Origin of the sequence: Kocuria palustris (genome assembly GCF_007666205.1) — a bacterium.
Classification (GTDB): domain Bacteria; phylum Actinomycetota; class Actinomycetes; order Actinomycetales; family Micrococcaceae; genus Kocuria; species Kocuria palustris_A.
Genome location: NZ_VDOR01000002.1, coordinates 331,965 through 353,159, shown reverse-complemented (window position 1 = coordinate 353,159; position 21,195 = coordinate 331,965). Strand labels below are relative to the sequence as shown.

Sequence of the window (21,195 nt, the reverse complement as noted above, 5' to 3'; positions counted from 1 at the left end):
GTCACTTACCTGCCTTTCCGGCCTTGCGACGGATCTGCTCGCCCGCGTAGCGAACGCCCTTGCCCTTGTAGGGCTCCGGGGCGCGCAGGGCGCGGATCTTGGCGGCCACATAGCCGACCTGCTGCTTGTCGGTGCCCTTCACGAACACCTTGTTGGCTCCCTCGACCGCGAACTCGATGCCCTCGGGGGCCTGGAACGTGATCGGGTGCGAGTAGCCCAGGGCGAACTCGAGGTCCTTGCCCTTGGGCACCACGCGGTAGCCCGTGCCGACGATCTCGAGGCCCTTGGAGTAGCCCTCGGTGACGCCGATGATCATGTTGCTGATGAGCGTGCGGGTCAGCCCGTGCAGGGACCTGGACTCGCGCTCGTCGTCGGGACGCGACACCGTGATCACGCCGTCCTCCTGGACGACGGTGATCGGTGCTGCGATCTGGTGCTGGTGCTCCCCCTTGGGCCCCTTGACGGTGACCAGGGAGCCATCGATCTTCACCTCGACGCCGCTGGGCACAGAGATGGGGAGACGTCCGATACGTGACATGTTCTCTTCCTTCCTTCCTCTGCTAGCGGGTCACCAGACGTAGGCGACGACTTCGCCGCCGACGCCCTTCTTCGCGGCCTGACGATCGGTCAGGAGGCCGGAGGAAGTGGAGATGATGGCGATGCCCATGCCGCCCAGGACGCGGGGCAGATTGGTCGACTTGGCGTAGACGCGCAGGCCGGGCTTGGAGATGCGGCGCACGCCCGCAATGGAGCGCTCGCGCTGCGGGCCGAACTTGAGGGTCATCACCAGGGTCTTGCCGACCTTGGCGGGCTCCTCGGTCCAGTCCTCGATGTAGCCCTCGGCCTTGAGGATCTCGGCCAGGCGAGCCTTGAGCTTGGAGTACGGCATGGCCACGGTGTCGTGGTAGGCCGAATTCGCATTGCGCAGACGGGTCAGCATGTCTGCGACAGGATCTGTCATGGTCATGTGGGCTCTAGCCCTTCCTCGTCATGGTTTCCCGCCCTCGGGCGGGACCTGCGACGTAGCGGTTCAGTTGGTCTTGAAGGGGAAGCCGAGCGCCTTGAGCAGTGCGCGGCCCTCGTCGTCGGTCTTGGCGGTCGTCACCACGGTGATGTCCATGCCGCGGACGCGGTCGATCTTGTCCTGATCGATCTCGTGGAACATCGCCTGCTCGGTCAGGCCGAACGTGAAGTTGCCGTTGCCGTCGAACTGGCGGTCCGAGAGGCCGCGGAAGTCGCGGATTCGCGGGAGGGCCAGCGTGACCAGGCGGTCCAGGAACTCCCACATCCGCTCGCCGCGCAGCGTCGTGTGGCAGCCGATCGGCATGCCCTCGCGCAGCTTGAACTGCGCGATCGACTTGCGGGCGCGGTTGATCACGGGCTTCTGGCCGGTGATCGCGGTGAGGTCGCGGACGGCGCCGTCGATCAGCTTGGAGTCCTTGGCGGCGTCTCCGACGCCCATGTTGACGACGACCTTGGTGATGCGCGGCATCTCCATGACGTTCTTGTAGCCGAACTGCTCCTGCAGCGCCGGCATGACGACCTCGTCGTACTTGGTCTTGAAGCGCGGGGCGATGGTGGTCTCAGTCATCACAGATCCTTGCCGGTGGTCTTGGAGACGCGGACGCGCACGGTCTTCGTCCGTCCGTTGCGCTCGACCGTCTCGGTGCGGTAGCCGACCTTGGTCGGCTTGTTGGTCTCGGGATCGACCAGAGCGACGTTCGAGATGTGGATCGGTGCCTCGACCTTCTCGATGCCGCCGGCCTCGCCCTGCATCGTGGGGCGCTTGTGACGGGTGATCACGTTCACGCCCTCGACGACCACGCGCTCGGTCTCGGTGATGACACGCAGGACCTTGCCCTGCTTGCCCTTGTTTTCCTTCTTGCCGGTCATGACCTGGACGAGGTCGCCGGTCTTGATCTTGAACTTGGGCATCAGAGCACCTCCGGTGCCAGGGAGACGATCTTCATGAACTTCTTGTCGCGCAGCTCGCGCCCGACCGGGCCGAAGATGCGCGTGCCTCGGGGATCGCCGCCCTCGGACTTGAGGATGACGGCGGCGTTCTCGTCGAAGCGGATGTACGAGCCGTCGGAGCGACGGCGCGACTTGCGCGTACGGACGATGACGGCCTTGACCACATCGCCGCGCTTGACGTTGCCGCCGGGGATGGCGTCCTTCACGGTGGCGACGATGGTGTCGCCGATGCCTGCGTAGCGGCGACCAGAGCCACCGAGAACGCGGATGGTCAGGATCTCCTTCGCACCCGTGTTGTCAGCGACTTTGAGTCGCGACTCCTGCTGAATCACTGTTGTTCTCCTGTCGTCGCGCTGGTTCTCGCACCCTTCGAAAAGCAGGGGCGGGCCTTGCGGAACAGTCCGTCGGATGGGTTCCCCTCCACCGGGATCGCGCGAGGCGCGCCGGCAGGGGCTCAGCCGCACCGTGCCAGAAGCATCTGGACCCGTGGTCATGCCGGTGTGCCCGAGGGCGCGCCGATGCCGCGAGCATTATGCGCTGGCACGGAAGGCAGAGGGATGGGGGCACAGAGATGCCCACACAAGGGAGCAATCCTAGCACATCACGGCGGCGTGCACAGGAGCGATCGGCGCGGACGCGCGGATCGGGGCTTGAGTCCGATCACGTCGGCCCGCTCGCATCGGAGCGCGCGGCGCACGGCTCGGCGCCGCAGGATCCGCCGCCCGGGGGCCGTGCAGACACGGCTGCGCCCCTCCCCCGCTCGCGGCGGTGGAGGGGCGCAGCTCATGCCCGGCCCGGGGCCGTTCGCTCCCGCGCTGCGGGAGCGGAGGTCACTTGGCCTTCTCGACGATCTCGACGACGCGCCAGTTCTTCTGCGCCGCCAGCGGACGGGTCTCGGCGACGACGACCAGGTCGCCGACACCGCACTCGTTCTGCTCGTCGTGCGCCTTGATCTTCTGGCTGCGGCGGATCACCTTGCCGTAGAGGGCGTGGGTGATGTTGTCCTGCAGCTGCACGACGACGGTCTTGTCCATCTTGTCCGAGACGACGTAGCCGCGGCGGGACTTGCGGTCCCCGCGCTGGGTCTCGGTCTGCTGAACCTGCTCGGTCACTTGGCACCATCCTTCGAGGTCTCGGCTGCGCCGCGGATGCCCAGCTCGCGCTCGCGCAGCACCGTGTAGATGCGCGCGATGTCGCGCTTGACGGCCTTGAGGCGGCCATTGCTCTCGAGCTGACCGGTGGCCGACTGGAAGCGGAGGTTGAACAGCTCCTCCTTGGCCTTCTTCAGCTCGCTGCGCAGAGCGGTGTCATCGAGCTCGACGAGCTTCTCCATGTTCAGATCCTTGGATCCAACGGCCATTGATCATTCACCGCCTTCGCGACGCACGATGCGCGCCTTCATCGGGAGCTTGTGGATGGCCAGGCGAAGGGCCTCGCGGGCCACCTCGTCCGACACGCCGCCCAGCTCGAACATGACGCGCCCCGGCTTGACGTTGGCGACCCACCACTCGGGCGAGCCCTTGCCGGAGCCCATGCGGGTCTCGGCCGGACGCTTGGTCAGCGGGCGGTCCGGGAAGATGTTGATCCAGACCTTGCCGCCTCGCTTGATGTGGCGGGTCATGGCGATACGAGCCGCCTCGATCTGCCGGTTGGTGACGTAGGCCGGCGTCAGGGCCTGGACGCCCCAGTCTCCGAAGGAGACCGTGGTGCCGCCCGTGGCAGTGCCACCGCGCTTGGGGTGGTGCTGCTTGCGGTGCTTCACACGACGGGGGATGAGCATCAGTTACCACCCTCTGCATTCGCTGCGGGGGCGTCGCCGGAGCGCTCTCCACGACGTCCACCGCGATCATTGCGGTCATTGCGCTCGGGACGGCGACGACGGTCGCCGCCTCCGCCGCGGCGGTCTCCGCCGCGGCCGCGGGACGGGGCCGCCGCCTCCTGAGCTGCGAGCTCCTTGGAGGTCAGGTCGCCCTTGTAGATCCAGACCTTCACGCCGATGCGGCCGAAGGTGGTCTTGGCCTCGAAGAAGCCGTAGTCGATGTTCGCGCGCAGCGTGTGCAGGGGCACGCGGCCCTCGCGGTAGAACTCCGAGCGCGACATCTCGGCGCCGCCGAGACGGCCGGCGCACTGGATGCGGATGCCCTTCGCGCCGGCGCGCTGCGCCGACTGGATGGACTTCTTCATCGCGCGGCGGAAGGCCACGCGCGAGGCGAGCTGCTCCGCGACGCCCTGGGCCACCAGCTGCGCATCCGTCTCGGGGTTCTTGACCTCGAGGATGTTCAGCTGGATCTGCTTGCCCGTGAGCTTCTCGAGCTCGCCGCGGATGCGGTCGGCCTCGGCGCCGCGGCGGCCGATGACGATGCCCGGGCGCGCCGTGTGGATGTCCACCCGGACGCGGTCACGGGTGCGCTCGATCTCGACCTTCGAGATGCCGGCGCGCTCCATGCCGGTGTCCATCAGCTTGCGGATCTTGATGTCCTCGCGGACGTAGTCCTTGTACTGCTGGCCCGCCTTGTTGGAATCGGTGAACCAGTGCGACACGTGGTCGGTGGTGATTCCCAGGCGGAAGCCGTTGGGGTTGATCTTCTGTCCCACTTAGCGGACCTCCTCGTTCTCCGGGGTGGCCACGACCAGGGTGATGTGGCTCGTTCGCTTGTTGATGCGGAACGCGCGGCCCTGGGCACGCGGGCGGAACCGCTTCATGGTCGGCCCCTCGTCGACGAAGGCCTCGCTCACGACGAGCTCCTCCTCGCGGAACGGCAGTCCCCTCTGATCGGCGGTCTGGCGCGCATTGGCGACCGCCGAGGACAGGACCTTGAACACCGGCTCGGAAGCGCCCTGCTGGGCGAACTTCAGAATCGCCAGAGCCTCGTGCGCCTGCTGGCCACGGATCAGGTTGACGACGCGCCGGGCCTTCATCGGCGTCACGCGGACGTAGCGCGCGGATGCCTTGGCTTCCATTGCTTTCCTCTTCTCGTCTTATCGGGAAGTCAAACGCTGCGACCGCGAGGTCAGCGGCGCTTGCCCTTCCTGTCGTCCTTCACGTGGCCGCGGTAGGTGCGCGTGGGCGCGAACTCGCCGAGCTTGTGACCGACCATGGACTCGGTGACGAACACCGGGATGTGCTTGCGGCCGTCGTGCACCGCGATGGTGTGGCCGAGCATGTCGGGCACGATCATCGAGCGACGGGACCACGTCTTGATGACGTTCTTGGTGCCCTTCTCGTTCTCCTTGGCCACCTTGAGATACAGGTGCTGGTCGACGAAGGGGCCCTTCTTCAGGCTGCGTGGCATGGTTCAGGCTCCTCAGCGCTTGTTCTTGCCGGTGCGACGGCGACGGACGATGAGCTTGTCGCTCTCCTTGTTGGGGCGACGCGTGCGGCCCTCGGGCTTGCCGTTCGGGTTGACCGGGTGACGGCCGCCCGAGGTCTTGCCCTCGCCGCCGCCGTGCGGGTGATCGACCGGGTTCATCACGACGCCGCGCACGGTCGGGCGGACGCCCTTCCAGCGGTTGCGGCCGGCCTTGCCCCAGCTGATGTTCGACTGCTCGGCGTTGCCGACCGCGCCGACGGTCGCGCGGCAGCGGACGTCGACGTTGCGGATCTCGCCGGAGGGCAGGCGCAGCTGCCCGTACTTGCCCTCCTTGGCGACCAGCTGCACCGAGGCGCCGGCGGAGCGGGCCATCTTGGCGCCGCCGCCGGGACGCAGCTCGACGGCGTGGATGGTCGTGCCGACCGGGATGTTGCGCAGCGGCAGGTTGTTGCCGGGCTTGATGTCGGCCGACGGGCCGGACTCCACGAGGTCGCCCTGCTTCAGGCGGGTCGGCGCCAGGATGTAGCGCTTGGTGCCGTCCACGTAGTGCAGCAGCGCGATGCGCGCCGTGCGGTTGGGGTCGTACTCGATGTGCGCGACCCGGGCGTCCACGCCGTCCTTGTCATGGCGACGGAAGTCGATGACGCGGTACTGGCGCTTGTGCCCACCGCCCTTGTGCCGGGTGGTGATGCGTCCCGAGCTGTTGCGTCCGCCCTTCTTGGGCAGGGGACGCAGCAGGGACTTCTCCGGGGTCGAGCGCGTGATCTCTGCGAAGTCCGCGACGGACGAGCCGCGGCGGCCCGGCGTCGTGGGCTTGTGATTGCGAATAGCCATGTTCTAGTTCCTCGTTGACTCTGTCCCCGGGCCTCAGCCCTGGGAACCGCCGAAGATGTCGATGGTGCCCTCGGACAGCGTCACCACAGCACGCTTGGTGCTGTTGCGCTGGCCCCAGCCGAAGCGCGTGCGCTTCCGCTTGCCGGCACGGTTGATCGTGTTCACGGAGGCCACCTTGACGTCGAAGATGGACTCGATCGCCTGGCGGATCTCGATCTTGTTCGCGCTCGGGGCCACCTGGAAGATGTACTGGCCCTGATCCATCAGGGCGTACGACTTCTCGGAGACGACCGGCGCGACGATCACGTCACGGGGGTCCTTGTAGGTCACGCTCACTTGGCGTCCTCCTGCTTCTTGCCGGGCGTCGCGGCCTCGACGAAGGCGTCGTAGGCGTCCTTGGTGAAGACCACGTCGTCGCTGACCAGCACGTCGTAGGTGTTCAGCTGATCGGCGTAGATGCTGTGCACGTTCTGCAGGTTGCGCACCGACAGCGCCGCGACGTCGTCGTGGCGGGCCAGCACGACCAGGACGTGCCGGCGGGCGGTCAGACCGGCCAGCGCGGCCTTGGCGGCCGAGGTCGACGGGGTCGCGCCCTCGACCAGGGCCGACACGACGTGGATGCGGCCGTGGCGGGCGCGGTCCGACAGGGCGCCGCGCAGAGCGGCGGCCTTCATCTTCTTGGGCGTGCGCTGCGAGTAGTCGCGCGGCACCGGGCCGTGCACGATGCCGCCGCCGGTCATCTGGGGCTCGCGGATGGAGCCCTGGCGGGAGCGGCCCGTGCCCTTCTGCTTGAACGGCTTGCGGCCGGCGCCCGACACCTCGGCGCGGGTCTTGGTCTTGTGGGTGCCCTGGCGGGCGGCCGCGAGCTGCGCGACGACGACCTGGTGCATCAGCGGCACCGAGGACTTGGCGTCGAAGATCTCGGCGGGGAGGTCCACATTGATGGTCTCAGTTGCCATGAGTATCAGGCTCCCTTCACGGAGGTGCGGACGAGGACGACCGAACCCTTGGCGCCCGGCAGGGCGCCCTTGATGAGCAGCAGGGAGTTGTCGGCGTCGACCCCGTGAACCTTCAGGTTCGTGGTGGTGTGGCGCTCGTTGCCCATGCGGCCCGACATGCGCATGCCCTTGAAGACGCGCGCGGCGTAGGACGCATTGCCGATCGAGCCCGGCTTGCGGTGATTCTTGTGGGCACCGTGGGAGGCGGAGACGCCGGCGAAGCCGTGGCGCTTCATGACACCGGCGGTGCCCTTGCCCTTGGTGGTGCCGACGACGTCGACGCGAGCGCCGGCCTCGAAGATGTCCACGCTGAGCTCCTGGCCCAGGGAGTACTCGGAGGCGTCCGACGTCCGCAGCTCGACGAGGTGACGGCGCGGGGTCACGCCGGCCTTCTCGAAGTGACCGGCCAGGGGCTTGGTCACCTTGCGCGGATCGATCTGGCCGTAGCCGATCTGGACGGCGGAGTAGCCGTCGTTCTCCGGGGTCCGCAGCTGGGTCACAACGTTGGTGTCAGCCCGGACCACGGTGACGGGAACCAGGTTCCCGTTCTCGTCCCAGACCTGGGTCATGCCGAGCTTGGTGCCCAGGATGCCCTTCATCTGGCGTTCGTAAGTCGTAGTCATTGCGTCTGCGGTCCTTATCAGAGCTTGATTTCGATGTTCACATCGGCCGGCAGATCGAGCCGCATGAGCGAGTCGACGGCCTTCGGCGTGGGATCGACGATGTCGATCAGGCGCTTGTGCGTGCGCATCTCGAAGTGCTCACGGCTGTCCTTGTACTTGTGCGGCGACCGGATGACGGTGTACACGTTCTTCTCGGTCGGCAGCGGCACCGGGCCGACGACGGTCGCGCCGGCACGGGTCACCGTCTCGACGATCTTGCGGGCCGAGACGTCGATGACCTCGTGGTCATAGGACTTCAGCCGGATGCGGATTTTCTGTCCCGCCATGGCGTCGTGACTCTCTTTCTTCGAGTACTTCCCTGTGACGGAGCCTGGGCTCCTTGTGCGTGGCGCTGCTGGCAGCGCCGCCCCGCACGGGCTGAATCCGACGTCGTCGGGTTCCTCAGCCGGCCGGGGCACCGTCCCCCGGGGTCGGGCGTGTCGGGTATGCGCTCTGCGCACGCGACAGCATCGATCCCGGGATCGGAGGGTCGTTCAGAGGGGTTCGCCGCGCTGTGCGCCTCACCTGGAGGCTCGCGCTGCATCGGCCATGGGCTCCGCGGAGCACGCCGATGCGCGAACAACAGCGTCCATCCTGCCATGACCGCGAGCCGCCGCGCAACCGCTACCCCGTGATGTGGCGGGGCTCTCCCCTGCTGACGGCGCGTCGTCGCGAGACGAGCAGAGGCCCCGCCTCCCTCTCGGGAGGCGGGGCCTCTGTCAGGTGCTTCCGTCGCCGGCGGCGATCAGTCGATCACCGGACCGGGCGCGGAGGCCGGGATCACTTGGTGATCTTGGTGACCTTGCCGGAGCCCACGGTGCGGCCGCCCTCGCGGATGGCGAAGCCGAGGCCCTCCTCCATGGCGATCGGCTGGATCAGCTCGACCGACATCTCGGTGTTGTCGCCGGGCATGACCATCTCGGTGCCCTCGGGCAGCGTGATGACGCCGGTGACGTCCGTGGTGCGGAAGTAGAACTGCGGACGGTAGTTCGTGTAGAAGGGGTTGTGACGCCCGCCCTCGTCCTTGGACAGGATGTACACGTTCGCCTCGAAGTCCGTGTGCGGGGTGATCGAGCCCGGCTTGCAGACGACCTGGCCGCGCTCGACGTCGTCGCGCTTGAGGCCGCGCAGCAGCAGGCCGCAGTTCTCGCCGGCCATGGCCTCGTCCATCTGCTTGTGGAACATCTCGATGCCGGTGACCGTGGTCTTCTGGATCGGGCGGATGCCGACGATCTCGACCTCGGAGTTCAGCGGCAGCGTGCCGCGCTCGGCACGGCCGGTCACGACGGTGCCGCGGCCGGTGATCGTGAAGACGTCCTCGACGGGCATGAGGAAGGGCTTGTCGGTGTCGCGGACCGGGTCCGGGATGAACTCGTCGACAGCCGTCATGAGCTCCTCGATCTTGCCGACCCACTCGGGGTCGCCCTCGAGGGCCTTGAGGGCCGAGACGCGCACGACCGGGGCCTCGTCGCCGTCGAACTCCTGATCGGAGAGCAGCTCGCGGACCTCCATCTCGACGAGGTCCAGCAGCTCCTCGTCGTCGACCATGTCCGACTTGTTCAGCGCGACCAGCAGGGTCGGGACGCCGACCTGGCGGGCGAGCAGGACGTGCTCGCGGGTCTGCGCCATGGGGCCGTCGGTGGCGGCGACCACGAGGATCGCGCCGTCCATCTGGGCCGCGCCGGTGATCATGTTCTTGACGTAGTCGGCGTGGCCGGGGGCGTCGACGTGCGCGTAGTGGCGCTTCTCGGTCTGGTACTCGATGTGCGCGATGTTGATCGTGATGCCGCGCTGGCGCTCCTCAGGAGCCGAGTCGATGCCGCCGAAGTCGCGAGCCTCGTTGAGGTCCGGGTACTTGTCGGCCAGGACCTTGGAGATCGCAGCGGTCAGCGTGGTCTTGCCGTGATCGACGTGACCGATGGTGCCGATGTTGACGTGCGGCTTGCTGCGCTCGAACTTGGCCTTCGCCATGGTTGTTCCTCCTAGAGAATGATGAGAACTTGCTCGCCCTCGTGACGCTTCCAGAGGCGCTCAGCGAGCTCAATCCTCTGCAAGTGTAGTCGGGGGCCTATGGGGTGAGAAATCGGTTCGTGCTCCGGGCCCGCCGCGCTCCGAGGGCGGAGCGGGCCCGGGATGATGCGGTCCTGGGGACCTTCGGCGGGCCTCCCGGGAGGGCCGCCGCCGCGGATCACTCGCCGCGGTTCTTCTGGATGATCTCCTCGGCCACGTTCTTCGGGACCTCCGTGTAGGAGTCGAAGGACATCGAGTAGACCGCGCGCCCCTGGGTCTTGGAGCGCAGGTCGCCGATGTAGCCGAACATCTCGGACAGCGGGACGCTGGCCTTGACGAGCTTGACGCCGGAGACGTCCTCCATGGACTGGATCATGCCGCGGCGGGAGTTCAGGTCGCCGATGACATCGCCCATGTACTCCTCGGGCGTGCGGACCTCGACGGCCATCGTCGGCTCGAGCAGGACGGGGTTGGCGCGCTTGGCGCCTTCCTTGAACACCATCGAGCCGGCGATCTTGAACGCCATCTCGGAGGAGTCGACGTCGTGGTACGCGCCGTCGAGCAGCGTGGCCTTGACGCCCACGACCGGGTAGCCGGCCAGCACGCCGAGCTGCATGGCGTCCTGGATGCCGGCATCCACGGAGGGGATGTACTCGCGCGGGATGCGCCCGCCGGTGACCGCGTTCTCGAACTCGTAGAGCTCCTCGGCCTCGAGATCGATCGGCTCGAAGGAGACCTGCACCTTCGCGAACTGGCCCGAGCCGCCGGTCTGCTTCTTGTGGGTGAAGTCGACCTTCTCGACCGGCTTCTTGATCGTCTCGCGGTAGGCGACCTGGGGCTTGCCCACGTTCGCCTCGACGCGGAACTCGCGCTTCATGCGGTCCACCAGGATGTCCAGGTGGAGCTCGCCCATGCCGCCGATCTCGGTCTGGCCGGTCTCCTCGTTGAGGGACACCGTGAAGGTCGGGTCCTCGGCGGAGAGCTTCTGGATGGCCGTGGAGAGCTTCTCCTGGTCGCCCTTGGTCTTGGGCTCGATGGCCACGAAGATCACGGGGGCCGGGAAGGACATGGACTCCAGCACGATCGGGTTCGCCGAGTCGCACAGGGTGTCGCCCGTGGTGGTGTCCTTGAGGCCGATGATCGCGTAGATGTGGCCCGCCTGGATCTCCTCGACCGGGTTCTCCTTGTTGGAGTGCATCTGGAACAGCTTGCCGATGCGCTCCTTCTTGGACTTGGTCGAGTTGAGGACCTGCTCGCCGGCCTTGGCCGTGCCCGAGTAGACGCGGGTGTAGGTCAGCTGGCCGTAGAACGGGTGCGCGGCGACCTTGAACGCCAGCGCCGAGAACGGCGCCGAGCGGTCGGCCGGGCGGGTCATGACCTCGTCCTCGTCCTTGACCGAGTGGCCCTGGACGTCGTCGACGTCGAACGGCGACGGGAGGTAGTCCACGACGGCGTCGAGCATCGGCTGCACGCCGCGGTTCTTGAACGCGGAGCCGCAGAAGACCGGGTAGGCCTCCGAGGAGATCGTCAGCTTGCGGATGCCGGCCTTGAGCTCGTCGTTGGTCAGCTCCTCGCCGCCGAGGTACTTCTCCATGAGCTCGTCATCGGCCTCGGCGACGTTCTCGACGAGCTCGGCGCGGTACTGCTCGGCGCGCTCGAGCAGATCCGCCGGGATCTCCTCGGTCTTGTAGGAGGCGCCCAGGGACACGTCGCCCTTGGAGTCGCCCTCCCAGACCAGGGCCTTCATGGAGATCAGGTCGACGACGCCGACGAAGTCCGACTCGGAGCCGATCGGCAGCTGCATGACCAGCGGCTTGGCCTTGAGGCGGTTCACGATGGTGTCGACGGTGAAGTAGAAGTCCGCGCCGAGCTTGTCCATCTTGTTGACGAAGCAGATGCGGGGGACGTCGTACTTGTCGGCCTGGCGCCACACGGTCTCCGACTGGGGCTCCACGCCCTCCTTGCCGTCGAAGACGGCCACGGCGCCGTCGAGGACGCGCAGGGAGCGCTCGACCTCGACCGTGAAGTCCACGTGGCCGGGGGTGTCGATGATGTTGATCTGGTTGTCGTTCCAGAAGCAGGTGGTCGCCGCGGAGGTGATCGTGATGCCGCGCTCCTGCTCCTGAGCCATCCAGTCCATCGTCGACGCGCCCTCGTGGGTCTCGCCGAGCTTGTGGTTGATGCCCGTGTAGAACAGGATCCGTTCGGTGGTGGTCGTCTTGCCGGCATCGATGTGGGCCATGATGCCGATGTTGCGGACCTTCTTGAGGTCGGTAAGCACGTCAAGTGCCACGGTGAGTCCCTTCTGAGGTGTTGCCGGCGGTCTGCCGCCCCTGCTGCGGGGCGGCAGACCGGGCCGATGCTACCAGCGGAGCTGGTGTCACCAACGGTAGTGGGCGAAGGCCTTGTTCGACTCGGCCATCTTGTGGGTGTCCTCGCGGCGCTTGACCGCGGCGCCCAGGCCGTTCGAGGCGTCCAGGATCTCGTTCATCAGACGCTCGGTCATGGTGTTCTCGCGACGGGCCTTCGAGTACCCGACGAGCCAGCGCAGGGCCAGGGCGGTCGAACGGCCCGCGCGGACCTCGATCGGCACCTGGTAGGTCGCGCCGCCGACGCGGCGGGAGCGGACCTCGAGGGCCGGCTTGATGTTCTCCAGGGCCTTCTTGAGCGTGCCGACCGGCTCCTCGCCGGTCTTGTGCTCGACGCCGGCCAGCGCGCCGTAGACGATGCGCTCGGCGGTGGACTTCTTGCCGTCCTGGAGGACCTTGTTGATCAGCTGCGTGACGACCGGGGATCCGTAGACCGGGTCGACGACGAGCGGGCGCTTGGGAGCGGGACCCTTACGAGGCATTACTTCTTCTCCTTCTTCACGCCGTAGCGGGAGCGCGCCTGGCCGCGGCCCTTGACGCCCTGGGTGTCGAGCGCACCGCGCACGATGCGGTAGCGGACGCCGGGGAGGTCCTTCACACGGCCGCCGCGCACGAGCACGATCGAGTGCTCCTGCAGGTTGTGGCCCTCGCCGGGGATGTAGGCCGTGACCTCGATGCCGCTGTTGAGGCGCACGCGGGCGACCTTCCGCAGGGCGGAGTTCGGCTTCTTGGGGGTGGTCGTGTAGACGCGGGTGCAGACGCCGCGCTTCATGGGGCTGCCCTGGAGGGCCGGCGCCTTGGTCTTCACGACCTTCGGGGTGCGGCCCTTGCGGACCAGCTGCTGGATAGTGGGCACATCGTCTCCTGATGGTGGCGCGCCGGTGCGGCGCGCGACGGTGGTGGATCGGCCTCGCGGACGAGGCCGCTCGAGCCGGGCCCCGCGGTCATCGCCCGGACCGCACGCGGCGCGTGAGAGCGACGCGCTGCAGGGAGAAGGCGTCCGGGCATGACGAAAAGTGGCATTTCGGCACACCCTGCGTGCCTGAGGACGGAGTCCATATCTGCCACTGGAAGCGACCACGGGTGGTCGAGCCAATCCCGGTCACTGTAGCAGATGCTCGTCGCGGGCGTCAGGCGCCGGCGGCCGACAGGTCGCGCTCGATCCCAGCGGCGCATTCGCGCAGCGCGGGGAGGATCCCCGCGACGGGATCGGCGGCGGTGGCGCCGACCCGCATGGAGACGTTGACCGCCGCGACGACGCGGGCGCCGGCGTCGCGCACCGGGACGGCCACGGAGCGCAGCCCGGCCTCGAGCTCCTGGTCGACGTCGGCGTACCCGCTGCGGCGCACCTCCGCCAGGCGTCGGCGCAGGCCGTCGAGCGTCGAGACCGTGCGGGCGGCGGGCGGGTGCTCCAGCGGGCCCTCGCACCGGACCCGCACCTCATCGTCGGGCAGCTCGCTGAGCAGCACCCGGCCCATCGACGTGGCGTGGGCGGGGAAGCGCGTGCCCACGGAGATCGCGACGTTCATGATGTGGCGCGCCTGCACGCGGGCCACGTAGACGATGTCCGAGCCGTCGAGGACGGCCACGGAGGTCGACTCCCCCAGGCGCTCGGAGAGCCGGCGAAGGTGGGGTGCGGCGATCTCGGGGAGCTCGAGCGAGGAGAGGTAGGCGTAGCCGATCTCCAGGACCTTGGCCGTGAGCTCGAACTCGCGGCCGACGGTGCGCACGTAGCCGAGCTGCTCGAGGGTGAGCAGGAGCCGGCGGGCCGTGGCCCGGGACAGCCCGGTCCGCCGCGCGACGTCTGCGAGCGTCATCCGGGGCCGGGACGCGTCGAAGGCCGTGATGACGCTGAGGCCGCGGGCCAGGGACTGCACGAAGTGGGAGCCGCCGGACCCCTGGCCCGGGGGCGCGTCCGCGGGGACGCCGCCCTCCGAGCCGGGGGGCCCGGCGACCGGATGCTGCGCCATCGGCGTGCTCCGGGGCCTCAGGCCTGCTCGAGCGGGAAGGGCACGAGCTCCTGGATCTCGTCGAACGTCGCCCCGAAGGTCTCGCGGACCACCACGCGGCCCTCGCCCTCGATCAGGAAGACGGCCCGATCCGTGTAGACGCGCGAGACGCAGCCGACGCCGGTCAGGGGCATGTCGCACTCCTCCACGAGCTTGGGCTGGTCCTTCTTGGTGCGCAGATCCATCATGACGAAGGTCTGCTTGGCCCCGGTGGCCAGGTCCATGGCCCCGCCCACGGCCGGGATCGCGCCCGGCTTGCCCGTGCTCCAGTTGGCCAGGTTGCCGCTGCGGTCCACCTGGAACGCGCCCAGCACGCAGCAGTCGAGGTGCCCGCCGCGCATCATGGCGAAGGAGTCGGCGTGGTGGAAGTAGGAGCAGCCGTCGGTCTCGACGACGGGGATCTTGCCGGCGTTGATCAGCTCCGGGTCGACGTCGTCGCCGTGGGCCGCCGCGCCCATGCCGAGCATGCCGTTCTCGGTGTGCAGGGTGACGTCGTCCTCGGGGGTGAGGTAGTCGGAGACCAGCGTGGGCTGGCCGATGCCGAGGTTCACGTAGGCGCCGGCGGGGATGTCCCGGGCGACGAGCTCGGCGAGCTGCTGGTTGTCCAGCGGCGCGTCCTGGGTCTGCGGGGTGCTCATGGTCTTCTCTCGCTCTCTGCGCGGCCGGCGGGGCCGCTGCGACGGCGTGTCTGCGGGATGGGCGGGGCCCGGCCGCCTCCCGGGCTCCCGGTCGGGGCGGGCGGCGGCGCGGGAAGGGCGGGCTCAGCCCGCGGCGGGCACCTCGGGCGCCTGGATGCGCACGACCGTGTCCACGTAGATGCCCGGGGTCACGACCGACTCCGGATCCATCCGGCCGCGCTCCACGACCTCGGAGACCTGCACGATCGAGGTCCGGGCCGCGGCGGCCATGATCGGGCCGAAGTTGCGCGCCGTCTTGCGGTAGGTCAGGTTCCCGGCCGTGTCGGCGGTGTGGGCCTTGGTCAGCGCGTAGTCGGCGACGATGGGGTACTCGAGGACCTGGTGGCGGCCGTCGAACTCGCGCACCTCCTTGCCCTCGGCCAGCGGCGTCCCGTAGCCCGTCGGCGTGTAGAACGCGCCGATGCCCGCTCCGGCGGCTCGGATGCGCTCGGCGAGGTTGCCCTGGGGCACGACCTCGAGCTCGATCTCGCCGGCGTGGTACTTCTCGTCGAAGTGCCACGAGTCGGACTGGCGCGGGAAGGAGCAGATGATCTTGCGCACCCTCCCCAGCTGGATCAGCTTGGCCAGTCCCACATCGCCGTTGCCGGCGTTGTTGTTCACGACGGTCAGGTCCTTCGCGCCGTGCTCGATCAGGGCGTCGATCAGCTCGACGGGCTGCCCCGCCACTCCGAATCCGCCGATCATGACGGTCGAGCCGTCCTCGATCTGCGCGACGGCCTCTGCGGGGGTGTCCACGATGCTCAGCATGCTCTCTCCTTGCGAATGGTCGTTCGGTGTCGGTGCGGGGGCGACGCCCGCGGCTCAGGCGGCGTCCGGGTTCTCCAGCACGACCGCCAGGCCCTGCCCGACGCCGATGCACAGCGAGGCCACGCCCCAGCGGCCGCCCTCGGCCTGCAGCCGACGCGCGAGGGTGCCGAGCACGCGGGTCCCGGAGGCGCCGAGCGGGTGGCCGATGGCGATCGCGCCGCCCCACGCGTTGACGATGGACTCCTCGATCCCCCACTGCCGCAGGCAGGCCAGCGACTGCGCGGCGAAGGCCTCGTTGAGCTCGACCGCGCTGACGTCGTCCCACGAGATGCCGGCGCGCTCGAGGGCGATGTTCGCGGCCTCGACGGGCGCCTCGCCGAAGAACTGCGGCTCGTTGGCCGCCGCGCCGCGTCCGGCGATGCGCGCCAGCGGCTGCCGGCCCAGCAGCTCGGCGGCGGCCTCCGAGCCCAGCCACGCGGCGGAGGCCCCGTCGTTCATGGGCGAGGCGTTGCCGGCCGTGACCGTGCCGTTCTCGCGGCGGAACACGGTGCGCAGCCCGCCGAGGGTCTCCGGTGTCGAGTCGGCGCGCACGGTCTCGTCGCGGGAGACGTCCGAGCCGCGCTTGGTGTTCGCCCTGACCGTCACGGTGAGATCGTCGTAGCGGCCCTCGTCCCACGCCTTCGCGGCCAGCTGGTGGGATCGCGCGGAGAACTCGTCCTGCTCCTCCCGGGTGATCCCGTGCTTCTCGCGCAGCTGCTCGGTGGCCTCGCCCAGAGAGACCGTCCACGCGTCGGGCATCTCGGGGTTGACCAGGCGCCAGCCCAGCGTCGTGTTCGCCAGCTGCAGGTCCTGCATGGGGAAGGGGCGCTCCGTCTTGGGCAGGACCCAGGGCGCCCGCGACATGGACTCGACGCCGCCCACCAGCATGAGCTCGGCCTCGCCGACCTCGATCTGCCGCGAGGCCATCATGGCGGCATCCAGCGAGGAGCCGCACAGCCGGTTGACCGTGGTGCCCGGCAGGGAGGTCGGCAGCCCGGCCAGCAGCGTGGCCATGCGCGCGACGTTGCGGTTCTCCTCGCCGGCTCCGTTCGCGTTGCCGAAGACGACCTCGTCGATGCGCTCGGCGTCCAGGCCCTGGGCGCGCTCGACCATGGTCGAGATCACCAGGGCGGCCAGGTCGTCGGGGCGGTGGGTGGACAGCGCGCCGCCGATCTTGGCGAACGGCGTGCGCACGGCGTCGTAGATGTAGGCGTCCTGCAGACTCCGGGTCGGCTGGCTCATGAGGAGACTCCTTCGTCGTTCTCGTGGTCGTTGTCGTCGGTGGGCGTTCCGTGGGCGGATTCCGCGTCCTGCTCGTCGAGGCGGTCGAACACGGCCTTGGCGTGCGAGAAGGCGTTGTTGGCGGAGGGCACGGACAGGTAGATGGCCGACTGGAGCAGGATCTCCTTGATCTGCTCGCGGGTCAGCCCGTTGCGCAGGGCGGCGCCCACGTGCATCTCGAACTCGCCCCAGTGCCCCGCCGCGATGAGGGCGGTCAGCGTGATCGCGCTGCGCATGGGGCGGTCCAGGCCGGGACGGGTCCAGATCTCCCCCCACGCGTATCGGGAGATGAAGTCCTGCCATTCCGCGGTGAAGTCGTCCTTGCGAGCCTCCGAGCGATCGACGTGCGCGTCCGAGAGCACCTCCCTGCGCACCCGCATCCCGTCGGCATGGGCCTGGGCCGCGGTCCGGTCGTCGCGGCCCTGCGCGGCCGCCTGCGGGCCGCGGGGCGGGTCGGCGGGACCGGCGCAGGCGGCGCCTCCGTCGACCGCCGGCTCCGCCCCCGTCAGGCGCAGGATCTGCTCCGCGACGGCCGCGGGCTTCTCGGCGGGGACCAGGTGAGCGGCGTCCGCCGCCTGGACGAACCGCGCTCCGGCGATCTCCTGCGCCCAGTCGCGGACCGCCTGCGGCGGCACGGACGGGTCGTGCTCGCCGGCGATCGCGATCACGGGGGCGTCGATCTCCCCGAGCCGGTCCGAGACGTCGAAGCCGGCCAGGGCCCGGCAGACCTGGGCGTAGCCGTGGCGGTCCGCACCCTGCAGCGCATGCAGCAGGCCGGTGGCGATGCCGTCGCCGGAGGCCGCATCGCGGTCGATGAATCCCGGGGCGAACCAGCGCTGCGCGCTGTCGATCACCTGGGTCGGGGTCCCGGCCGCCGCCACGAGCTCCGCGCGCTCGCGCCAGGCCTGGGGATCGCCCAGCCGCGGCGTCGAGGCCACCACGACGGCCCCCTGGACGCGCTCGGGCGCATCGAGCAGCAGCTGCAGCCCGACCGCGCCGCCCACGGAGCACCCGGCGCAGACGAACGAAGATCCGTTCTGCTGCTCCGTCCGCGCGTCGAGGGAGTCGAGGACCCCGCGGGAGAGCTCCTCGACCGAGAAGTCCTCGGCGGCCGCGGGCGCGCCGCCGTGGCCGGGCAGCTCCCAGCCGATGACGCGCATCCCGGGGCCGAGCGCCCGCGAGACGCCGCCCCACAGGGCTGCCGCCGAGGTCCCCAGTGCGGGCCCGAGCAGGAGCACGGGGAGATCCTCCTCCCCCCGCTCGGAGCCGACGGAGAGGTCGACGAGGCGGATGGCGGGCACGGTCATGCGGTGGCTCCCTGGTCGTGGTCGTCTGCGGGCTGCCGGGTCTCGCGGAGGCTGCGCGCCTGCCGGTCGACGGCCCGGTCGATGAGGTGCTCGGCGGCGCCGAGGTACCCGCGGGGATCGCACAGCGCCGCCAGCCGCTCGCGGCCGAACGTCCGGCCCTGCTCGTCGCGCTGCCCGGCCGTGAGCTCCTCGAGCGCGTCGACCACGCGGCCCGCGTCGGACCCCGCGCCCGCGAGGGCCTGCTGGATCCGCTGGGCTGCCGTGGCGTCGGCGGTCTCCGGCACGTGCGGCTTCAGCGCCGCCACGATCCGCTCCGAGAGCAGGGCGGGCCCCGAGCCGCGCAGGTTCTGCTCCATCCGCTGCGGATCGGCTTTCAGGCCCTCGCACAGCTCGGCCAGCTGGGAGGCGGCGCTCAGGCTCAGGCGCAGCAGCTCGCGCAGGGCGGGCCACTCCACGTGCCAGGCGCCGTCGGGGCGCTCGTCGACCGAGGACGAGGCGGCCGCGAACAGGGCGGCGACCTGCTGCGGGGCGCTCAGCGCGGTGCGGCGCAGCTGCACCGACAGCACCGGGTTCTGCTTCTGGGGCATGGCCGAGGAGACGCCGCGCCCCGGGCCGGTGGGCTCGCGCAATTCCCCGAGCTCGGGTCGCGAGAGCAGCAGGACGTCGTCGGCGATCTTGCCGAGGGCCGCGCACATGGATCCCAGGGCCGCGCCCGCATCCAGGACGGGCTGGCGAGAGGTGTGCCAGACGTGCGGGGCCTCCGACAGGCCGAGCGCACGGGCCCATCGCCGGTGCAGCCCGAGGGCCTGCTCGGCGGGGTCGCCGGCATCGGGGAACAGCGCGCAGCTGCCGGCCAGCGTTCCGGCCGCGCCGCCGACGGCGACGGGCGGGCGCAGCGCCCGCAGCCGGTCGTGCGCATCTAGCAGGCCCTCGAGCCACTGGGCGCAGCGCAGCCCGAAGACCGAGGGCAGGGCATGCTGCGTCAGGGTGCGCGCCACGCTGATCGTGCTCCGGTGCTCCTGCGCGCGGCGAGCCAGGGCGGTCTCCGCGCGCCGGAGCGAGGAGCCGATCTCCGCGAGGGCGCCGTCGAGCATCAGCATGAGCGCGGTGTCCAGGACGTCCTGGCTGGTCAGCCCCCGGTGCAGCGCGGTCGCCGCCTGCGGATCGATATCCCGGACAGCGGCCCGCAGGTCCGCGAGCACGGGGATCACGGGATTGCCGCCGAGCTCGCCGCGCTCGGCCAGGTCCGCGAGGTCGAAGCACCGCTCGAGCTGCTCGTCCGCCAGGACGCGCCGCGCCGCCTGCGCGGCCGTGGATGGGACGAGCCCGGCCTCGGCCTGCGCCTGCACCCAGTCGACCTCGGCGCGCACGAGGCAGCGCAGCACCTGCCGGTCGCCGGTCAGCCCCCTGGCCCGGTGGGCTCCGGGGACCAGCAGACCGACGTCGCCGTCCTGTGCGCTCATGCGTTCCTTCCTCGTCCTTCTGAGATCCTGCGGTCCTCGATGGCGCGGCCCCGCCGCCGCGGGGGCCGCCCGCGCCGCGCCCGCCCGAGGGCCGGCGCAGCGCGGGCCGCTCAGTCCGCGTGCTGCGGATAGCGCAGGAAGACGGTCTCCGCCTCCCCCTGCAGCCGCACGTCGAAGCGCAGGGAGCCGTCCTGCTCGCGCTGGGCGATGAGCGTGTCGCGGCGGTCGGCCGGGACCGAGCTCAGCAGCGCATCGTTCTCGAGCGCCTCCCGGTCCTCCGGGAGGTAGATTCGGGTGAAGAGCCGGTTCAGCAGTCCGCGGGCGAAGACCGCCATGACGATGAACGGCGCCGCGCCCGGCTGCGTCGGCCCGGGATCGACCGTGGTGAACGAGTAGGCGCCGACGTTGTCCACCGCCTGCCGCCCGAAGCCGGTGAAGGTGTACCCGTCCCGCAGCAGGGAGCCGGGCTCCTGGCAGACCCTCCCCTGCTCGTCGGCCTGCCAGATCTCCAGCATGGAGTCGGGCACGGGGTCTCCGTTCCCGTCGTAGACGGTCCCGTGCAGCCGCACGGCGCGGGGGTGCGAGCGGTCGACGAGCGCCTCGCCGCCGTCGTAGGGCAGGGCGTAGCCGTAGAAGGGCCCGATCGTCTGGCCCGGAGTGGGTGTGAGCTGCTCAGACATCGGTGTCCTCCTCCATCAGGGTGCGGTGCGCTCCGGTGAGCACGATGTCCCAGCGGTAGCCCAGGGACCACTCGTGGGCCGAGAGGTCGTGGTCGTAGCTCGCCACGAGCCGTTCGCGCGCCTTGGGATCCACGATCGACTGGTAGATGGGATCGAGGGCGAACAGCGGATCCCCGGGGAAGTACATCTGGGTGATCATGCGCTGCGTGAACTCGGTGCCGAACAGCGAGAAGTGGATGTGCGCGGGACGCCACGCGTTGTGGTGGTTCTTCCACGGATAGGGGCCGGGCTTGATCGTGGTGAACGAGTAGGACCCGTCCTCCCCCGTCAGGCACCGCCCCACGCCGGTGAAGGCCGGGTCGATCGGCGCCGGGTGCTGATCGCGCTTGTGGATGTAGCGGCCGGCGGCATTGGCCTGCCAGATCTCCACGAGCTGCCCGCGGACCGGACGGCCCTGGCCGTCGAGCACCCGGCCGCTGACCGTGATGCGCTCCCCGATCGGCTCGCCCTTCTCCTGGATGGTCAGATCCGACTCGAGGGCGTGGACGTCGCGCGGGCCGAAGGCGGGAGCCGACAGCTCGATCGTCTCCGGGTCCGCGTGGTGGAGGTCCTTGGTGGGGTGGCGCAGGATCGAGCTGCGGTAGGGCGGGTAGTCCAGGCGAGGCTGGGTCTCGACAGCCCCGGAGGAGGCGTGCTCCTGCGAGATCGCGGCGATCTCCGCGTCCAGGACGGCCTGGGAGTCCGCTGCCGCGTCCGAGGACGTGACGGTGTCGGCCATGGTCATCTCCTTCATCCGACGGGCAGTCGACAGCT

28 protein-coding genes are annotated in these 21,195 nt (G+C 69.7%); all 28 read right to left on the bottom strand.

What is annotated here, in order from left to right; translation table 11 throughout:
• Window position 1 precedes the first annotated feature (1 nt).
• Window positions 2-538, bottom strand: coding sequence for a 50S ribosomal protein L6 (rplF, locus tag FSY66_RS03730; RefSeq protein WP_144791379.1), 537 nt, complete (start codon window positions 536-538; stop codon window positions 2-4).
• A 30-nt stretch (window positions 539-568) separates the two neighbouring features.
• The gene (rpsH, locus tag FSY66_RS03725; RefSeq protein ID WP_144791377.1) at window positions 569-967 is read right to left on the bottom strand and encodes a 30S ribosomal protein S8; all 399 of its coding nucleotides are present in this window, start codon (window positions 965-967) and stop codon (window positions 569-571) included.
• A 63-nt stretch (window positions 968-1,030) separates the two neighbouring features.
• Window positions 1,031-1,591, bottom strand: a complete 561-nt coding sequence (gene rplE / locus FSY66_RS03720) for a 50S ribosomal protein L5 (RefSeq protein ID WP_144791375.1) — start codon at window positions 1,589-1,591, stop codon at window positions 1,031-1,033.
• Window positions 1,591-1,935 carry a 50S ribosomal protein L24 gene (rplX, locus tag FSY66_RS03715; protein WP_144791373.1) on the bottom strand — a complete coding sequence of 115 codons (345 nt, stop codon included), beginning with the start codon at window positions 1,933-1,935 and terminating at the stop codon, window positions 1,591-1,593. The genes rplE and rplX overlap by 1 nt, the downstream gene beginning before the upstream one ends.
• A complete protein-coding gene (gene rplN, locus FSY66_RS03710) occupies window positions 1,935-2,306 on the bottom strand; it encodes a 50S ribosomal protein L14 (RefSeq protein WP_006213498.1) in 372 nt (123 codons plus the stop codon). The genes rplX and rplN overlap by 1 nt, the downstream gene beginning before the upstream one ends.
• 498 nt (window positions 2,307-2,804) lie before the next feature.
• Window positions 2,805-3,086, bottom strand: a complete 282-nt coding sequence (rpsQ, locus tag FSY66_RS03705) for a 30S ribosomal protein S17 (RefSeq protein WP_144791371.1) — start codon at window positions 3,084-3,086, stop codon at window positions 2,805-2,807.
• A complete protein-coding gene (gene rpmC, locus FSY66_RS03700) occupies window positions 3,083-3,334 on the bottom strand; it encodes a 50S ribosomal protein L29 (RefSeq protein ID WP_144791369.1) in 252 nt (83 codons plus the stop codon). Before rpmC ends, rpsQ begins: the two co-directional genes overlap by 4 nt.
• A gap of 3 nt (window positions 3,335-3,337) precedes the next feature.
• Window positions 3,338-3,754: a 50S ribosomal protein L16 gene (gene rplP, locus FSY66_RS03695; RefSeq protein ID WP_006213501.1), complete on the bottom strand. Its 417-nt coding sequence runs from the start codon at window positions 3,752-3,754 to the stop codon at window positions 3,338-3,340.
• Window positions 3,754-4,569 (bottom strand): 30S ribosomal protein S3, encoded by an 816-nt coding sequence (gene rpsC, locus FSY66_RS03690; RefSeq protein WP_144791367.1) that lies wholly within the window; start codon window positions 4,567-4,569, stop codon window positions 3,754-3,756. Before rpsC ends, rplP begins: the two co-directional genes overlap by 1 nt.
• Window positions 4,570-4,935 (bottom strand): 50S ribosomal protein L22, encoded by a 366-nt coding sequence (rplV, locus tag FSY66_RS03685; protein ID WP_144791365.1) that lies wholly within the window; start codon window positions 4,933-4,935, stop codon window positions 4,570-4,572. It abuts the gene before it with no gap.
• Between the two features lie 50 nt (window positions 4,936-4,985).
• A complete protein-coding gene (gene rpsS / locus FSY66_RS03680) occupies window positions 4,986-5,267 on the bottom strand; it encodes a 30S ribosomal protein S19 (protein WP_006213504.1) in 282 nt (93 codons plus the stop codon).
• 12 nt (window positions 5,268-5,279) lie between these two features.
• Complete coding sequence (gene rplB, locus FSY66_RS03675; RefSeq protein ID WP_144791363.1) at window positions 5,280-6,119, bottom strand: 50S ribosomal protein L2; 840 nt, start codon at window positions 6,117-6,119, stop codon at window positions 5,280-5,282.
• 33 nt (window positions 6,120-6,152) lie between these two features.
• On the bottom strand, window positions 6,153-6,455 hold the full coding sequence (gene rplW, locus FSY66_RS03670; protein ID WP_144791361.1) for a 50S ribosomal protein L23: 303 nt from the start codon (window positions 6,453-6,455) through the stop codon (window positions 6,153-6,155).
• On the bottom strand, window positions 6,452-7,078 hold the full coding sequence (gene rplD, locus FSY66_RS03665) for a 50S ribosomal protein L4 (RefSeq protein ID WP_144791359.1): 627 nt from the start codon (window positions 7,076-7,078) through the stop codon (window positions 6,452-6,454). Before rplD ends, rplW begins: the two co-directional genes overlap by 4 nt.
• 5 nt (window positions 7,079-7,083) lie before the next feature.
• Window positions 7,084-7,740 (bottom strand): 50S ribosomal protein L3, encoded by a 657-nt coding sequence (gene rplC, locus FSY66_RS03660; protein WP_144791356.1) that lies wholly within the window; start codon window positions 7,738-7,740, stop codon window positions 7,084-7,086.
• 17 nt (window positions 7,741-7,757) lie between these two features.
• A complete protein-coding gene (rpsJ, locus tag FSY66_RS03655) occupies window positions 7,758-8,066 on the bottom strand; it encodes a 30S ribosomal protein S10 (RefSeq protein ID WP_006213509.1) in 309 nt (102 codons plus the stop codon).
• A gap of 493 nt (window positions 8,067-8,559) precedes the next feature.
• Complete coding sequence (gene tuf / locus FSY66_RS03650; protein WP_144791353.1) at window positions 8,560-9,750, bottom strand: elongation factor Tu; 1,191 nt, start codon at window positions 9,748-9,750, stop codon at window positions 8,560-8,562.
• Between the two features lie 217 nt (window positions 9,751-9,967).
• Complete coding sequence (gene fusA, locus FSY66_RS03645) at window positions 9,968-12,082, bottom strand: elongation factor G (protein ID WP_144791351.1); 2,115 nt, start codon at window positions 12,080-12,082, stop codon at window positions 9,968-9,970.
• Between the two features lie 87 nt (window positions 12,083-12,169).
• The gene (gene rpsG / locus FSY66_RS03640) at window positions 12,170-12,640 is read right to left on the bottom strand and encodes a 30S ribosomal protein S7 (protein WP_144791349.1); all 471 of its coding nucleotides are present in this window, start codon (window positions 12,638-12,640) and stop codon (window positions 12,170-12,172) included.
• On the bottom strand, window positions 12,640-13,014 hold the full coding sequence (rpsL, locus tag FSY66_RS03635; RefSeq protein WP_144791347.1) for a 30S ribosomal protein S12: 375 nt from the start codon (window positions 13,012-13,014) through the stop codon (window positions 12,640-12,642). Before rpsL ends, rpsG begins: the two co-directional genes overlap by 1 nt.
• A 274-nt stretch (window positions 13,015-13,288) precedes the next feature.
• On the bottom strand, window positions 13,289-14,128 hold the full coding sequence (locus FSY66_RS03630) for an IclR family transcriptional regulator domain-containing protein (protein ID WP_144791344.1): 840 nt from the start codon (window positions 14,126-14,128) through the stop codon (window positions 13,289-13,291).
• 17 nt (window positions 14,129-14,145) lie between these two features.
• Window positions 14,146-14,805, bottom strand: a complete 660-nt coding sequence (locus FSY66_RS03625; protein ID WP_144791342.1) for a 3-oxoacid CoA-transferase subunit B — start codon at window positions 14,803-14,805, stop codon at window positions 14,146-14,148.
• Between the two features lie 123 nt (window positions 14,806-14,928).
• Window positions 14,929-15,612, bottom strand: a complete 684-nt coding sequence (locus FSY66_RS03620) for a 3-oxoacid CoA-transferase subunit A (protein WP_144791340.1) — start codon at window positions 15,610-15,612, stop codon at window positions 14,929-14,931.
• A 54-nt stretch (window positions 15,613-15,666) separates the two neighbouring features.
• Window positions 15,667-16,893 carry a thiolase family protein gene (locus FSY66_RS03615; protein WP_396350872.1) on the bottom strand — a complete coding sequence of 409 codons (1,227 nt, stop codon included), beginning with the start codon at window positions 16,891-16,893 and terminating at the stop codon, window positions 15,667-15,669.
• Window positions 16,890-18,239, bottom strand: a complete 1,350-nt coding sequence (gene pcaDC / locus FSY66_RS13180) for a bifunctional 3-oxoadipate enol-lactonase/4-carboxymuconolactone decarboxylase PcaDC (RefSeq protein ID WP_144791338.1) — start codon at window positions 18,237-18,239, stop codon at window positions 16,890-16,892. The genes FSY66_RS03615 and pcaDC overlap by 4 nt, the downstream gene beginning before the upstream one ends.
• Window positions 18,236-19,702: a lyase family protein gene (locus FSY66_RS03605; protein ID WP_144791336.1), complete on the bottom strand. Its 1,467-nt coding sequence runs from the start codon at window positions 19,700-19,702 to the stop codon at window positions 18,236-18,238. The genes pcaDC and FSY66_RS03605 overlap by 4 nt, the downstream gene beginning before the upstream one ends.
• Before the next feature lie 110 nt (window positions 19,703-19,812).
• The gene (gene pcaG, locus FSY66_RS03600) at window positions 19,813-20,382 is read right to left on the bottom strand and encodes a protocatechuate 3,4-dioxygenase subunit alpha (protein WP_144791334.1); all 570 of its coding nucleotides are present in this window, start codon (window positions 20,380-20,382) and stop codon (window positions 19,813-19,815) included.
• Window positions 20,375-21,160: a protocatechuate 3,4-dioxygenase subunit beta gene (pcaH, locus tag FSY66_RS03595; RefSeq protein ID WP_260853424.1), complete on the bottom strand. Its 786-nt coding sequence runs from the start codon at window positions 21,158-21,160 to the stop codon at window positions 20,375-20,377. Before pcaH ends, pcaG begins: the two co-directional genes overlap by 8 nt.
• Window positions 21,161-21,195 lie beyond the last annotated feature (35 nt).

Bases quoted from the DNA above. Each gene is read 5' to 3' on its own strand.
- rplF (WP_144791379.1), bottom strand. From the start codon at position 538: ATGTCACGTATCGGACGTCTCCCCATCTCTGTGCCCAGCGGCGTCGAG.
- rpsH (WP_144791377.1), bottom strand. From the start codon at position 967: ATGACCATGACAGATCCTGTCGCAGACATGCTGACCCGTCTGCGCAAT.
- rplE (WP_144791375.1), bottom strand. From the start codon at position 1,591: ATGACTGAGACCACCATCGCCCCGCGCTTCAAGACCAAGTACGACGAG.
- rplX (WP_144791373.1), bottom strand. From the start codon at position 1,935: ATGCCCAAGTTCAAGATCAAGACCGGCGACCTCGTCCAGGTCATGACC.
- rpmC (WP_144791369.1), bottom strand. From the start codon at position 3,334: ATGGCCGTTGGATCCAAGGATCTGAACATGGAGAAGCTCGTCGAGCTC.
- rplP (WP_006213501.1), bottom strand. From the start codon at position 3,754: ATGCTCATCCCCCGTCGTGTGAAGCACCGCAAGCAGCACCACCCCAAG.
- rplV (WP_144791365.1), bottom strand. From the start codon at position 4,935: ATGGAAGCCAAGGCATCCGCGCGCTACGTCCGCGTGACGCCGATGAAG.
- rpsS (WP_006213504.1), bottom strand. From the start codon at position 5,267: ATGCCACGCAGCCTGAAGAAGGGCCCCTTCGTCGACCAGCACCTGTAT.
- rplB (WP_144791363.1), bottom strand. From the start codon at position 6,119: ATGGCTATTCGCAATCACAAGCCCACGACGCCGGGCCGCCGCGGCTCG.
- rplD (WP_144791359.1), bottom strand. From the start codon at position 7,078: ATGGCAACTGAGACCATCAATGTGGACCTCCCCGCCGAGATCTTCGAC.
- rplC (WP_144791356.1), bottom strand. From the start codon at position 7,740: ATGACTACGACTTACGAACGCCAGATGAAGGGCATCCTGGGCACCAAG.
- rpsJ (WP_006213509.1), bottom strand. From the start codon at position 8,066: ATGGCGGGACAGAAAATCCGCATCCGGCTGAAGTCCTATGACCACGAG.
- tuf (WP_144791353.1), bottom strand. From the start codon at position 9,750: ATGGCGAAGGCCAAGTTCGAGCGCAGCAAGCCGCACGTCAACATCGGC.
- rpsG (WP_144791349.1), bottom strand. From the start codon at position 12,640: ATGCCTCGTAAGGGTCCCGCTCCCAAGCGCCCGCTCGTCGTCGACCCG.
- FSY66_RS03630 (WP_144791344.1), bottom strand. From the start codon at position 14,128: ATGGCGCAGCATCCGGTCGCCGGGCCCCCCGGCTCGGAGGGCGGCGTC.
- FSY66_RS03625 (WP_144791342.1), bottom strand. From the start codon at position 14,805: ATGAGCACCCCGCAGACCCAGGACGCGCCGCTGGACAACCAGCAGCTC.
- FSY66_RS03620 (WP_144791340.1), bottom strand. From the start codon at position 15,612: ATGCTGAGCATCGTGGACACCCCCGCAGAGGCCGTCGCGCAGATCGAG.
- FSY66_RS03615 (WP_396350872.1), bottom strand. From the start codon at position 16,893: ATGAGCCAGCCGACCCGGAGTCTGCAGGACGCCTACATCTACGACGCC.
- pcaDC (WP_144791338.1), bottom strand. From the start codon at position 18,239: ATGACCGTGCCCGCCATCCGCCTCGTCGACCTCTCCGTCGGCTCCGAG.
- FSY66_RS03605 (WP_144791336.1), bottom strand. From the start codon at position 19,702: ATGAGCGCACAGGACGGCGACGTCGGTCTGCTGGTCCCCGGAGCCCAC.
- pcaG (WP_144791334.1), bottom strand. From the start codon at position 20,382: ATGTCTGAGCAGCTCACACCCACTCCGGGCCAGACGATCGGGCCCTTC.
- pcaH (WP_260853424.1), bottom strand. From the start codon at position 21,160: ATGGCCGACACCGTCACGTCCTCGGACGCGGCAGCGGACTCCCAGGCC.